The 15,582-nt window shown below is 52.0% G+C and carries 1 protein-coding gene; it reads left to right on the top strand.

Annotated elements, in window-relative coordinates; genetic code table 11:
• Positions 1-407: 407 nt before the first annotated feature.
• Positions 408-15,582, top strand: a 15,175-nt coding sequence (locus KZ793_RS15370; RefSeq protein WP_225816142.1) for a non-ribosomal peptide synthetase, incomplete at its 3' end; no start/stop codon positions are given.

Raw genomic sequence — 15,582 nt, 5'->3', positions numbered from 1 at the left:
AAACGATCTAATTGGAATACATCTCGTTACAATCAATATTTTATTGCGTTAACTATTATACATGTCATATTATTTTATTATTATGAAATAATATGTAGTGATATTAATTGTAATTTGTAATGTTTCTTTGTGGTATTGAATATAATAATGTCCTTGTAGGGGTAAGAATAGAGTTTTTTATTTGTGTAATTAAGATCGATTATTTGTTCGGTTATTAGGAAAATTAGCATAAAAAATGACTAATTGGCCGTTATTAATCGAGCGATGGCAAGGTGTCTTAATGTTTTGAATTGATGTCGGATATGTCCGTTTTTATTTCTTGGGGGCAAGAAGTGAGAAAGAAATATTGGTGATGGCTGTCAGGTATGACAGTTTTCAAATTTCTAACAGATTCGTTGAGGTAATAAATGAAAGGTAACATTGCTACAGCGGGAAATGTTCTTAAATACGAAGCTCTCTCTCAGATGTCATGTGAAAATATAACTCATAATACGTATGATACATCAATTCCACCACGAGAATGCGTTGTGGTGGGGGGAACGACCCTTGCGGTGTTCTGCGCCGAGCAAATTCTGGCGGCAGGGCATACCATACAAGCAGTGCTACCTACTGATACTGTTCTACAAACGTGGGCTGCCCGGCAAGGGATTGCTTGTGTGAACTCGGTTGATGCATTACAAGAACAAATCACGTCACAGCCTGTCGATTGGCTTTTCTCAATCGTCAACCCAATTATCCTGCCGGGGTCGCTCATTGAACAAATTCGTGGCAATGCTTTTAATTATCATGATAGTCCTCTGCCACGCTATGCGGGCAGTCATGCGACTTCCTGGGCGTTGTTAGCTCGGGAGACTCATTACGCTATTTCCTGGCACTGTCTTGAAGGCGGTGTGGATACCGGCGATATTGCCGTGCAATGGCCGGTATCGATTGAAGAACAGGATAACGCTTTCTCGTTGAATCTGAAATGTTACCAGGCGGCTCAGAAAGGATTTGTTGAACTACTGAAAAATCTGGGGCGCGACGCACTGGTGACTTATCCTCAGGATCTCTCGCAACGGAGTTTTTATGCTCAATCGCGTCGCCCCGATTGGGGGGGATATTTGTGTTGGGAGCAGTCGGCAGAAGTCCTGTCAGCTTTAGTGCGAGCATTGGATTTTGGGGAAAATTATTTAAATCCATTGGGTTGCCCGAAACTGTTACTGAGGAATGGCCCGGTACAAATTTCCTGGCTTGAGCGGTTGAACACATGCTCTGAGGGGATACCCGGTACGTTGATTAGTGTGGAGGAGGATGTCTGGCAGGTGACGACCGGTAGTGAAGATGTGCGAATCGGGGGATTCGCCACCCTTGAAGGTCATTTGCTGTCTGCCAGAGAGCTTGCCGATATATCGGAACTTAGGCCAGGCAAACAGCTTCCTTTACTCTCTTCACAACAAGCGCAGAATATAAAAGATACCCTGCAAACACTCGCACCCAGTGAACCATTTTGGTATAAGCGTCTTGCCTCGTTGCAACCACTCCAGTTGCCTTTTGAAATCATTGGGAAACAGGCAGAACCCCGATGGGGAATGAGCCCCTGGCAGCCTCCATTGTTAAAAAACGCTGGAGAAGATCCATTACAGGCATTGTTGCAAGTATTCGTTATCTATCTTGCGCGCTTGACTCAGCAGACTGAACTCCAAATCGGTTGGTGTGTGGATGAGGCAAACGATAAACCAGATATGTTGACCGGGTTGTCATCAATGGTGCCGATGGTTGTTGAGGTGGCGTTTGATAAGCCGTGTTCTGTGGTTGCTGATTGGGTTGATGATGAACTTGCTCGATTGGCACGGCACCGCACATTTAGTCGTGATCTTCTTTCCCGTTCTCCTTCACTGCGGTCTATCCCGGAATTAAGAGCAAGCCGCCCGTGGCAGATCGCTGTTTCTGTGATACAGGATGACAAATCGTGTGATCAGACGGTATCCGGCGAATTGTTGACGTTCCAGATGAATGCACAGGGCGGCTTTCGCTGGATCTATGATAAAAATCGCTTGAGCCCGGAAGTTATTCTGCGGATGAGTGAACATTTGCAGGTGTTGGCGTCATCAAAAAGGATGAGTGATGAAACCCCCGTGGGGCAGCTTAATTTGTTACCTAAGGCTGAACGTAGGTTGTTACTGGAAACCTGGAACGCTACTGAAACCGCGTATCCTGAGGCGTTATGCATCCATCAGTTGTTTGAACAACAGGTAGAGAAAAACCCAGAGGCAGTGGCACTGATAGCGGGAGATAAAACTTTCAGTTATATGGAACTGAATACCCGCGCCAATCGGTTAGTTCGTCAACTCATCGAACAAGGGGTGTGTCCCGGTGATCATGTTGCGTTTCTGCTAGCGCGTTCGTTGGAGCTGGTGGTAGCCCAATTGGCGATTCTCAAAGCTGGTGCCGTTTATGTGCCGATTGATCCCAGTGTGCCGGATGAGCGGAAAAACTGGCTGATAAGTGATTGTTCCGCCAGATTGTTGCTCACCGATACACAGGTGGATATTCCGGCTAACCTGGCGGTGCCGCTGCTTCGTTTCTCGGATGAGACAGACATAGGCCGCGAAGAAGATCGTATCAATCCTGACTTACCGCGTTCCAGCACCGAGTTAGCGTATATCATGTATACCTCCGGTTCTACCGGGACACCCAAAGGGGTTTTAGTGCCCCATCGTGCGGTAGTCCGGCTGGTTATCAATAATGGCTATGCTGAAATCGGACCGGATGACCGGGTGGCTTTTGCCGCTAATCCGGCTTTTGATGCCAGCACGTTTGAAGTCTGGGCGCCGTTGCTTAATGGTGGCGCATTAGTGGTTGTTGATCACGCCACTTTGCTGACGCCGCAGGCGTTTGTACAGGCTTTACAGATTCAGCGAATGACGGTTCTGTGGTTGAGTGTCGGGTTGTTTAACCGGCTGGCAGCGGAACTGTCTCCGGTTTTGCCGCAGATAAAGCTGCTGATTGTCGGCGGAGATGCCCTTGATCCCCATGTTATCGGCCAGGTATTGAACACCAGTCCGCCACAACAGCTATTAAATGGCTATGGGCCGAGTGAAGGCACCACCTTTACGGCAACATACCGAATCAATGCAGTAGCACCGGGAGCGACCAATATCCCGATCGGTCGACCGGTAGCCAACACACGGGTTTATCTGTTGGATGCCTATGGTCAGCCGGTACCCTTAGGGGTAGTCGGAGAGATTTATGTGGGTGGAGATGGGGTGGCCTGTGGTTATCTTAATCGGCCTGAATTGACCGCCGAGCATTTCCTTACCGATCCGTTCAGTGATAACCCGGATGCTCGTATGTACCGCACCGGGGATTTGGCGCGTTATTTGCCGGACGGCAATCTGGAATTCTTGGGCCGAAACGATCAGCAGGTTAAAATCCGCGGCTTCCGTGTTGAACTAGGGGAAATTGAAGCTCGGTTAGCAGAGCACCCAACGGTGCGTGAGGCGGCGGTGTTGGCACGGGGGGAAGGGCAGGATAAACGGCTGGTGGCCTATGTGGCGGCGGAAGCCCATGACGGACTGGTGAACAGTCTGCGTGCTCATCTGCAAGCTATTTTGCCTGACTATATGGTGCCGTCAGCCTTTGTGCGGCTGGATACTTTTCCATTGACTCCGAACGGTAAATTGGATCGTCGTGCACTACCGGCACCGGACGGCGAGGCTTTTGCCCGTCAGACTTACGAAGCGCCTCAGGGAGAAACAGAAATAGCGCTGGCGGCGATTTGGCGTGAATTACTGGGGATTGAGCAGATAAGCCGGTATGACAGCTTTTTTGCTCTGGGTGGTCATTCGCTACTCGCGATACGGGTGGCTGAACGCCTGCGTCACTTGGGATTGACACTGACGGCGCGTGATCTGTTCCAATCGCCGGTGCTGTCAGACCTGGCTCAAACATTGGGACAGCATCAGGCTGTGATAGTGCCGCCTAACGTCATTACGCCGGCAACTACGGCACTGACGCCGACGATGTTGCCGTTGATTGATTTGACTCAGGCTGATATTGACCGCATCGTCGGGCAGGTGCCGGGTGGGATCACTAATATTCAGGATATCTACGCTCTGTCACCGTTGCAGGATGGTATTTTGTTCCACCACTTACTGGCAAACGAAGGTGATCCGTATTTGTTAACGGGCCAAATGGCTTTTGCTGATCGGGCTCTGTTGGATCGTTATCTGGCGGTGGTGCAACGGGTGGTTGATCGCCACGATATCTTACGTACCGCTTTTATCTGGCAAGGATTGTCAGTCCCGGCGCAGGTGGTCTGGCGTCAGGCCACTTTATCGGTGACTGAACTGACATTAAACCCGGTTGATGGCCCGGTCAGTGAGCAGTTAACCCGGCACTTTGATCCACGTCAGCATCGCCTCGACCTGAGCCAAGCGCCATTATTGCGTTTTGTCGTGGCACAGGAAACCGATGGCCGTTGGATCCTGCTGCAATTACTGCATCACCTGATTGGCGACCATGAAACAATGGAAGTGATGCACCGCGAAGTACAGACATATCTAACCGGTCAGGAAGAGAGCTTGCCTGACCCGGTGCCTTTCCGCAATTTGGTGGCGCAAGCTCGGTTGGGAGTGAGTCAGGAGGAACATACCCGCTTCTTTAGCGAGATGTTGGCGGAGGTGGATGAACCGACGCTGCCATTCGGCTTGACAGAGGTGCACCGCGACGGCTCACAGGTGACGGAATCCCACCGGATGTTGGCGCCTGAGTTGAATGAGCGTCTGCGTGGTCAGGCCCGGCGTTTAGGTGTCAGTCTGGCGGCGTTGTGTCATTTGGCCTGGGCACAGGTGTTGTCGCGTACCAGTGGTCAGGAACAAGTCGTGTTTGGCACCGTGCTGTTTGGGCGTATGCAGGCAGCGGATGGCGCCGACAATGGTATGGGGCTGTTTATTAATACCTTGCCGTTGCGGTTGGGTATCAATGAAACCCCGGTACGGGAGAGTGTACAGACTGCTCATACCCAACTCGCCGGATTATTAGCCCATGAGCATGCGTCACTGGCGCTGGCTCAGCGTTGCAGTGGGGTTGCCAGCGGTACACCTCTCTTTAGTGCCCTGTTGAACTATCGGCATAATGCCTTATCGGCAACGTCAGATGAGCTGATTGGTGGTATTGAATTCCTTGGTATACAGGAGCGAACCAACTACCCGTTAGTGCTGTCGGTGGAGGATTTTGGTGATGCACTGGGATTGACAGCTCAGGTAGTGCAACCGTTTGAGTCGGAACGGGTATGCGGCTATATGCAACAGACGCTGGAAAGTCTGGTGGAGGCCCTTGAGCAAGCCCCGGATATGCCTATTCGGGCATTGGAAATCCTGCCAGAAGCGGAGCGTACCTTGTTGCTAACAACCTGGAACGCCACGGAAGCCGTCTATCCTGATCAGTTATGTATCCATCAGTTGTTTGAACAACAGGTGGAGAAAACGCCTGACGCGATAGCATTAGTGTATGAAGAGCAGACCCTCAGTTATGCCGAATTAAATGCTCGCGCTAACCGATTGGCTCGTCAGCTCATCAAACAAGGGGTGTGTCCCGGTGATCATGTTGCGCTCCTGCTGGCGCGCTCAATGGAACTGGTGATGGCCCAATTGGCGATTCTCAAAGCCGGTGCTGTTTACGTGCCGATAGATCCCAGTGTGCCGGATGAGCGGAAAAATTGGCTAATAAGTGATTGTTCCGCCAGATTACTGCTCACCGATACACGGGGGGATATTCCAGCGGATCTGGCTGTACCGCTGTTTCGTTTCTCAGATGAGTCAGATACGGGCCGAGAGGGAGATCGCCTTAATCTTAACTTACCGCGTTCCAGCACTGAGTTAGCGTATATCATGTATACCTCCGGTTCTACCGGGATACCTAAAGGCGTCTTAGTGCCGCATCGTGCGGTGGTCCGGCTGGTCATCAATAATGGCTATGCTGAAATCGAACCAGATGACCGGGTGGCTTTTGCCGCTAATCCGGCTTTTGATGCCAGCACGTTTGAAGTCTGGGCGCCGTTGCTTAATGGCGGCGCGTTAGTGGTTATCGATCATGCTACTTTGCTGACGCCGCTAGAGTTTGTACAAGTTTTACAGGTTCAACGAATTAATGTTCTGTGGTTGAGTGTCGGGTTGTTTAACCAGCTGGCAGAGGAATTGTCTCCGGTTTTGCCGCAGATAAGGCTCCTGATTGTTGGCGGAGATGCCCTTGATCCGCATGTCATCGGTCAGGTACTGCGCACGAATCCGCCACAACAGTTATTAAATGGCTATGGGCCAAGTGAAGGCACCACTTTTACGGCCACATACCGTATCAATGCAGTAGCACCGGGAGCGACCAACATCCCAATTGGCCGACCGGTAGCCAACACGCGGGTTTATCTGTTGGATATCTATGGTCAGCCGGTGCCGTTGGGGGTGGTCGGAGAGATTTATGTGGGTGGAGATGGGGTGGCCTATGGTTATCTTAATCGTCCTGAATTGACCGCCGAATGTTTCCTTGTCGATCCATTCAGTGATAACCCGGATGCCCGCCTGTATCGTACCGGGGATTTGGCGCGTTATCTGCCAGACGGCAATCTGGAATTCCTGGGCCGTAATGATCAGCAGGTTAAAATCCGCGGTTTCCGCATTGAACCAAAGGAAATTGAGGCCCGGTTGGCCGAGCACCCAACGGTGCGTGAAGTGGCGGTGTTAGTACAGGGGGAAGGGCAGAATAAACGGCTGGTGGCCTATGTGGTGGAATCAGGGGATGACGGGCTGGTGGACAGCCTGCATACTCACCTGAGCACTATTTTACCTGACTATATGGTACCAACGGCCTTTGTGCGGCTGGATGCTTTTCCGTTAACGCCGAACGGTAAGTTGGATCATCGGGCATTACCAGCACCGGACAATGAAATTGTTGCCCGTCAGGTTTACGCCGAGCCCCAGGGGGAAACAGAAATAGCGCTGGCGGCGATTTGGCGTGAATTACTGGGGATTGAGCAGATAAGTCGGTATGACAGCTTTTTTGCCTTGGGTGGTCATTCGCTGCTCGCTGTACGTATGATTGGTCGCTTGCGTCATCTGGGATTGACCCTGACGGCGCGTGATCTGTTTCAGTCGCCGGTGCTGTCAAACCTGGCGCAAACGTTAGGACAGCATCAGGCTGTGATAGTGCCGCCTAACGTCATTACGCCAGTAGCCACAGAGTTGACACCGGCAATGTTGCCGCTGATTGATTTGACTCAGGCTGATATTGACTGCATCGTCGAACAGGTGCCGGGAGGGATAACCAATATTCAGGATATCTATGCCCTGTCGCCGTTGCAGGATGGCATTTTGTTCCACCATTTGCTGGAGAATGAAGGTGATCCCTATCTGTTAATCAGTCAGATGGCCTTTGCTGACCGGGCGCTGTTGGATCATTATCTGGCAGCGGTTCAGTGGGTGGTTGATCGCCACGATATTCTGCGTACCGCTTTTATCTGGCAAGGATTGTCAGTTCCGGCGCAGGTGGTCTGGCGTCAGGCCACTTTATCGGTGACGGAGCTAACACTGAACCCGGTTGATGGTCCAGTCAGTGACCAGTTAACCCGGCGTTTTGATCCGCGTCAGCATCGTCTTGACCTGAGGGATGCACCGTTATTACGTTTTGTGGTGGCACAAGAAACCGATGGCCGTTGGGTCCTGTTGCAACTGCTGCATCACCTGATTGGCGACCATGAAACGATGGAAGTGATGCACCGTGAAGTGCAGGCGTATCTGACAGGTCAGGAGGAGAGCCTGCCTGCACCGGCACCTTTCCGTAATCTGGTGGCGCAAGCCCGGTTGGGGATGAGTCAGGAAGAACATACCCGTTTCTTTACTGACATGTTAGCGGAGGTAGATGAACCCACGTTACCGTTCGGGTTAACGGAAGTGCATCGTGATGGCTCGCAGGTGGCTGAATCTCACCGGATGTTAGCGCCTGAGCTCAATAGCCGTTTGCGCAGTCAGGCTCGACGTTTGAGTGTTAGTCTGGCGACCTTGTGTCACCTAGCTTGGGCACAGGTGTTGGCGCGTACCAGCGGGCAAGATCAAGTCGTGTTCGGTACTGTGCTGTTTGGGCGTATGGCGGCGGGAGACGGGGCTGACAATGGCATGGGGCTGTTTATTAATACCTTGCCGTTGCGGTTGGATATGGATGATACCCCGGTACGGGACAGTGTACAGACCGCTCATACCCGACTGGCTGGATTATTAGCGCATGAACACGCGTCACTGGCGCTGGCCCAGCGTTGCAGCGGTGTTCAGGGTGAGATCCCCCTGTTTAATAGCTTATTGAACTATCGGCACAATACTTTGCCGGTAACGTCAGATGATTTGATAAGCGGTATTGAGTTTCTTGGCGCGCAGGAGCGGACCAACTATCCGTTAATGCTATCGGTGGAGGATTTTGGTGATGCTCTGGGGCTGACGGCTCAGGTAGTGCAGCCGTTTAATCCGGAAAACCTATGCGGTTATATGCAGCAGGCACTAGAGAGCTTGGTGACAGCGCTGGAACAGGCCCCGGAAATGCCGGTACGACAGTTGGAAATTCTGCCGGAAACGGAGCGTACCTTGTTGTTAACAACCTGGAACGCGACGGAAGCCGCTTATCCTGATCAGTTGTGCATTCATCAATTATTTGAACAACAGGTGGAGCAAACCCCTGACGCGACAGCGTTAGTGTATCAAGAGCAAACTCTCAGTTATGCCGAATTAAATGCCTGTGCCAACCGCCTGGCCCATCAACTTATCGCCCAGGGCGTTGTACCCGACCAACGGGTAGCGATTTGTGTGACACGTTCACCGGCAATGGTGGTGGGATTGCTGGCGGTGATGAAAGCGGGCGGGGCTTATGTGCCACTAGACCCAACTTATCCTGGCGCGCGTCTGGCACATATTTTGACCGATGCTGCCCCGGCCGTGGTGTTGGCGGATAAGGCCGGTTGGTCTGCACTGGGTGAGGAAGCGCTGGCTGGAATCACGGTACTGGACCCGAATACCTTGCTTGATCAGTCGGATAGTAATCCGCAGGTACCTGGGCTGACTTCGCGGCATCTGGCCTATGTGATTTATACCTCCGGTTCTACTGGGGTGCCTAAAGGGGTGATGATTGAACACCGCAATACGGTTAATTTCCTGTACTGGGCTCAGCAGACTTTTGAAACAGAAGAGATCCGTAAGGTACTTTTCTCAACGTCGATGAATTTCGACTTGTCTATTTTTGAATGTTTTATGCCGTTGTCTCGTGGCGCGGCGATTTATCTGGTTGAGGATGCCCTGTCATTGATGCAGCATGCCCTGCCAGTGACCTTGATCAACTCAGTTCCATCGGCGATGAAACCGTTATTGCAGGCTCAGGCGTTGATGGCGTCGGTTCATACCGTCAATCTGGCGGGTGAACCTCTTAAAAGTGCCTTAATTGAACAGATTTTTGAAGAAACTCGGGTACAGCGGTTATGTAATCTCTATGGACCTTCTGAAACGACAACCTATTCTGCCTGGTTGCCGATACAGCGGGGTGACAGGATTGTGGAAAGTATCGGGCGTCCGATAGCTAACACCGGCCTTTATTTGCTGGATGGGCATGGTCAGCCGGTGCCACTGGGCGTAGTGGGGGAAATTTATATCGGCGGGGCGGGTGTGGCGCGTGGCTACCTCAATCGCCCTGACTTGACGGCGGAACGGTTCCTGATTGATCCGTTTAGTGATGTGGCGGATGCCCGGATGTACCGCACCGGGGATTTAGCCCGTTATTTGCCAGACGGCAATCTGGAATTTCTGGGTCGTAACGACCAACAGGTTAAAATCCGTGGTTTCCGCATTGAACCGGGTGAAATTGAATCCCGGTTGGTGGAACACCCAGCGGTGAGTGAATCTGTGGTATTGGCACAGGGGGAAGGGCAGGAAAAACGGCTGGTTGCCTATGTGGTGGCGGAAGCCCATGAGGGGCTGGTAAATAGTCTGCATACCTACCTGGGTGCCATGTTACCGGATTATATGGTGCCGTCAGCTTTTGTGCGTCTGGATGGGTTTCCGTTAACGCCGAACGGTAAATTGGATCGTCAAGCGCTACCGGCGCCGGACAATGAAGCCGTTGCCCGTCAGGTTTATGAAGCGCCTCAGGGAGAAATGGAAATGGCTCTGGCGGCGATTTGGCGTGAAGTTCTGGGCGTTGAACAGATCAGCCGGTATGACAATTTCTTTGCTCTGGGCGGCCATTCGTTGCTGGCGGTGCGGGTGATGAACCGGGTAGCTGCTTTGGGCATTGAATTGCCGCTAACCACCCTGTTTAAATCTCCTTCGTTAAGGGCATTTGCTGAGGCTATGCAGACCCGGCAGGAGCAACCGGATACTATTCTGCCCGCCATTGTGCCGATATCCCGTGAAGGGGAATTACCGTTGTCATTTGCTCAACAACGTTTGTGGTTCTTGGCACAACTTGAGGGCGTCAGTGAAACGTATCATATTCCGATGGCTCTGCGTTTGTGTGGTGAGTTGGATATCATCGCCTGGCAGAAAGCACTGGATACCTTATTTGCTCGTCATGAAGCATTACGTTCTGTCTTTGTCTCTGTAGATGGTCAGCCACAAGTGCGGTTGTTGGAGCCGGATAGTGGCTTACTGTTGTCTCAATATGATCTGCGTGGGGCTTCGGATGCGGATGGGGTGCTTGAACGCTTGAGCGTGGAGGAAGCCCATGCGTCATTTGACCTTGACAGTGGTCCGCTTATCCGCGCCTGTCTTATCCGGATCGCTGATGACGAATATCAATTTTTGCTGACCCAGCATCATATAATTTCTGATGGCTGGTCTGCCAATGTGCTGGTACAGGAACTGAACTCACTCTATACGGCGTTTATGGCCGGACAGTCAGATCCGTTGCCGTCGTTGGCGATCCAATACCCGGATTACGCCGCCTGGCAGCGTCAGTGGCTGTCGGCTGAACGTATTCAGGTTCAATCTGACTATTGGCGTGCAATGTTGGCTGATGCACCGGTTCTGTTGGATTTGCCTACTGATCGGCCTCGTCCACCGGAGCAGTTGTTTGCCGGACAGGCTGTGCCGATTAACCTGGATGTGGCGTTAACGACCGCCCTTAAGCGCTTGAGTGAACAGCAGGGCGTCACCTTATTCATGACGCTGTTGTCAGCCTGGGCGGTAGTCCTGTCGCGCCTGTCAGGTCAGGAAGATGTGGTGATTGGCACACCGAGTGCAGGCCGTAGTCGTCGGGAAGTGGAGCCGTTGATTGGCTTCTTTGTTAATACGTTAGCGTTGCGCATGGATTTATCCGGTGAGCTGACCGTGACGGAATTATTGGCGCGAGTTCGGCAAACCGCATTGGCGGCACAGGAACATCAGGATTTACCGTTTGAACAGGTGGTGGAAATCGTGCAACCGCCGCGCCGATTGGCGCATACCCCGTTATTCCAGGTGATGTTTGCCTGGCAGAACAATGAAAGCACAGAATGGGGATTACCGGGGCTGGCGGTATCGCCGGTCGATCAAGCCGTTGATGTTGTCAAATTTGATCTTGAACTTAACCTGTTAGAAGAGGAAGGCGGGATTGTTGGTGCGTTGAGTTATGCCACGGCCCTGTTTGATCCAACGACAATAGAACGGCAGGTGGGATATCTGCATGCGGTGTTGCAAGCGATGGTGGCTAACCCTCAACAGCCGGTCGGAGAAATTGATATTTTGTCTCCGGCAGAGCGCAGGTTGTTACTGGAAACCTGGAATGCCACGGCAACCGCCTATCTTGATGCGTTATGTGTTCATCAATTGTTTGAACAACAGGTGGAGAAAACTCCAGAGGCGATGGCATTAGTGTGTGAAGGGCGGACCCTCAGTTATGCTGAATTAAATGCTCATGCTAACCGGTTGGCTCATCAGCTTATTACACTAGGGGTAGAGCCGGATCAGCGGGTGGCGATTTGCGTGTCACGTTCACCGGCAATGGTAGTGGGATTGTTAGCGGTGATGAAAGCGGGCGGGGCTTATGTGCCACTAGACCCGACTTATCCTGGTGGGCGTCTGGCACATATCTTGCGTGATGCTGCCCCGGCTGTTGTGCTGGCGGATAAGGCTGGCAGGGTTGCACTAAGCGAGGAAGCGCTTGCTGGATTAACAGTACTGGACCCGAATACCTTGCCTGATCAACCGGATTATAATCCACAGGTACTGGGGCTGACTTCTCGTCATTTGGCTTATGTGATTTACACCTCCGGTTCCACTGGGGTGCCCAAAGGGGTGATGGTTGAGCATCGCAATACGGTTAACTTCTTGTACTGGGCTCAGCAGGCTTTTGAGACGGAAGAGATTCGTAAGGTGCTTTTCTCAACGTCAATAAATTTCGACCTGTCCATTTTTGAATGTTTCGTGCCATTGTCTCGTGGCGTGGCGATTTATCTGGTGGATGATGCTCTGTCATTAATGCAGCATGCCCTGCCGGTAACCTTAATCAACTCAGTTCCATCGGCAATGAAACCGTTATTGCAAGCTCAGGCACTGATGGCGTCGGTTCATACCGTTAATCTGGCAGGGGAACCGCTTAAAGGCGCCTTAATTGAACAGATTTTCGAGAAAACGCAAATACAGCGATTATGTAATCTTTATGGGCCTTCTGAAACGACAACCTATTCTGCCTGGTTGCCGATACAGCGAGGTGACAGGATTATTGAAAGTATCGGGCGCCCGATAGCCAACACCTGTCTTTACTTACTGGGCGAGTATGGTCAACCGATGCCGTTGGGCGTAGTGGGGGAAATTTATATCGGGGGCGCGGGAGTGGCGCGTGGCTACCTCAATCGCCCAGACTTGACAGCGGAACGTTTTCTTGTCGATCCGTTTAGTGATGTGCCGGATGCCCGGATGTACCGCACCGGAGATTTAGCACGTTATTTGCCGGATGGTAATCTGGAGTTCTTGGGCCGTAACGACCAGCAGGTTAAAATTCGCGGTTTCCGCATTGAACCGGGGGAAATTGAGGCCCGGTTGGTGGAACACCCGGCGGTGAGTGAATCTGTGGTATTGGCGCAAGGTGACGGGCAGCAGAAACGGCTGGTGGCCTATGTGGTGGCAGAAGCTCACGAGGGGTTAATTAACAGTTTACGCGAACATCTGAGCATTCAGTTGCCTGATTACATGGTGCCATCGGCCTTTATGCGGCTGGATGCGTTTCCGTTAACCCCGAACGGTAAGCTGGATCGTCAATCATTGCCAACACCGGACAATGAAGCCGTTGCTCGTCAGGTTTATGAAGCGCCTCAGGGAGAAACGGAAATGGCTCTGGCGGCGATTTGGCGTGAGGTCCTGGGGATTGAGCAGATTAGCCGGTATGACAATTTCTTTGCTCTGGGGGGCCATTCGTTGCTGGCGGTGCGGGTGATGAACCGGGTAGCCGCTTTGGGTATCGAACTGCCACTAACCACCCTGTTTAAATCTCCTTCGTTGAAGGCATTTGCTGAGGTCATGCAGGCCCAGCAGGAGCAACCGGATACTATCCTGCCAGCCATCGTGCCGATATCTCGTGAAGGAGAATTACCGTTATCATTTGCTCAACAGCGCTTGTGGTTCCTGGCGCAACTTGAAGGTGTCAGTGAAACTTATCATATCCCGATGGCCCTGCGTTTGTGTGGTCAACTGGATATCATTGCTTGGCAGAAGGCATTGGATACCTTATTTGCCCGTCATGAAGCGTTACGCTCTGTCTTTGTCTCTATTGATGGTCAACCGCAAGTGCGGTTGTTGGCACCGAATAGTGGCTTATTGTTATCTCAATATGACCTGCGCAAGATCCCAGATGCGGATATTGTTCTTGATCGTCTGAGCGTGGAGGAAGCCCACGCGTCATTTGACCTTGAAAGTGGCCCACTTATCCGTGCTGCTCTCATCCGGCTCACTGATGACGAATATCAGTTTTTGCTGACTTTGCATCACATTATTTCCGATGGTTGGTCTGCCAATGTGCTGATACAGGAACTGAATACGCTCTATACGGCATTTATGGACGGGCAATCTGATCCGTTACCGCCGTTGGTGATTCAATACCCGGATTACGCCGCCTGGCAGCGTCAGTGGTTGTCGGCTGAGCGTATTCAGGTTCAGTCTGACTATTGGCGTGCAATGTTGACTGACGCACCAGTCTTGCTGGATTTGCCTACTGACCGGCCCCGTCCGCCGGAGCAGTCGTTTGCTGGGCAGGCCGTGCCGATTAGCCTGGATGAGGCGTTAACGACCGCCCTGAAACGCCTGAGTGAGCAGCACGGTGTCACCTTATTTATGACGCTGTTGTCAGCCTGGGCGGTGGTTCTGTCACGTTTGTCAGGTCAGGAAGATGTGGTGATTGGCACACCGAGTGCAGGCCGCAGTCGTCAGGAAGTGGAGCCGTTGATTGGCTTCTTTGTCAATACGTTGGCATTGCGCATGGATTTATCCGGTGAGCTGACCGTGACTGAGTTGCTGGCACGAGTTCGGCAAACTGCATTGGCGGCACAGGAGCATCAAGATTTACCGTTTGAACAGGTGGTGGAAATCGTGCAACCGCCGCGTCGATTAGCGCATACCCCATTGTTCCAGGTGATATTTGCCTGGCAGAACAATGAGAGTTCAGACTGGAAACTGCCGAAGCTGGCAGTCTCACCGGTCGATCAAGCCGTTGATGTTGTCAAGTTTGATCTTGAACTGGGCTTGTCAGAAGAGGAGGGCAGGATTGTTGGGGCGTTGAATTATGCCACCGCCCTGTTTGATCCATCGACGATGGATCAGCAAGTGGAATATCTACGTGCGGTGCTGCAAGCGATGGTGACTGACCCTAAACAGCCGGTCGGAGAAATTGATATCCTGTCTCCGGCGGAGCGCAAGTTGTTACTGGAAACCTGGAACGCGACGGAAACCACCTATCCTGATCCGTTATGTATTCATCAGTTGTTTGAACAACAGGTAGAACAAACCCCAGACGCGATAGCATTGGTATATGAAGAGCAAACTCTCAGTTATGCCGAATTAAATACCCGCGCTAATCGGTTGGCCCATCAGCTTATCGCACTGGGCGTCGTACCTGATCAGCGAGTGGCGATTTGTGTGTCGCGTTCATCGGCAATGGTAGTGGGGGTATTGGCAATACTGAAAGCCGGTGGCGCGTATGTGCCACTGGACCCGGTCTATACCGGGGAGCGTCTGGCACATATTCTGACCGATGCCGCTCCGGTTATTTTGCTGGCGGATGATATCGGACGTAGTGCGCTGGATGAGAAAACGCTGGCTACTCTGACTGTGCTCGATCCTAATATTTTGCCTGATCAGCCGGATGGTAACCCACAGGTACCGGCATTAACCGCACAGCATCTGGCCTATGTAATTTACACCTCGGGCTCGACAGGGACGCCGAAGGGGGTGATGGTCGAACATCGTAATATCCAGCGTTTGTTTGAGGCGACTGAATCCTGGTATCACTTTAACCGGCAGGATATTTGGTGCCTGTTGCACTCCATCGCCTTTGATTTCTCGGTATGGGAATTGTGGGGAGCGTTACGCTACGGCGCAAAACTGG

Origin of the sequence: Photorhabdus antumapuensis (assembly GCF_020387775.1) — a bacterium.
GTDB lineage: Bacteria > Pseudomonadota > Gammaproteobacteria > Enterobacterales > Enterobacteriaceae > Photorhabdus > Photorhabdus antumapuensis.
This window is presented reverse-complemented; position numbering and strand designations above follow the sequence as displayed.